The sequence below is a fragment of the Paenibacillus sp. Y660 genome (assembly GCF_057221575.1).
In genome coordinates this window covers 1-576 of the sequence record NZ_JBXBBJ010000099.1, presented here as the reverse complement: position 1 = coordinate 576, position 576 = coordinate 1, and the positions used below count along the sequence as shown (strand labels likewise).

General features: G+C 43.8%; 1 pseudogene. It reads left to right on the top strand.

The features are described 5' to 3' along the window. Positions 1-109 precede the first annotated feature (109 nt). Positions 110-576, top strand: a pseudogene (locus AC2TDN_RS26630) (IS1380 family transposase); the annotation flags it as partial.

Sequence of the window (576 nt, the reverse complement as noted above, 5' to 3'; positions counted from 1 at the left end):
CCTGAATTTCGAAAGTGAAATCTTATAAAAACGTAAAAAAGTGCCCTGATCTTTGGTAGAATGGTGTTTGTCTAGAACACATCACCCAAAAGAGAGGAGCACCTTTATGGTGAAGTTTATCACAAAGATCACAAAATTAAAAACGGAATTTTCTATGAGAAATGCAACAAGTATGGCAGGCAGCAAAGTTTTGCTTGCGTATCTTGAAAAAATCAAGTTGGACCGTGCCTTTCACGCGCTTGGTCATGCTAAAGCACCAAATTCCATATTCCCAACGTATCGGATTTTACTTTACCTCATGATCGGTTGGATGCTCGGCTGCGAGCGCATTTTCCACTTTCAAAAATTACAGAACGATTCATTGCTGCGACGTTTTCTAGGCGGTCGCTGTCCTCACCACAGCTTGCTGTACAAGGAGTTAGAGCGTTTAGGTAAATCTCGCCCTACCCTGAGCATAGATCTCAAAAAGCTGAATATGGAGATCATTTCTCCATGCCTGCCAGATTCACTCATTCTCGATTTCGACTCCACCGTGGAGACCGTTTACGGTGATCAGCAAGGAGCCGCCGTTGGCGT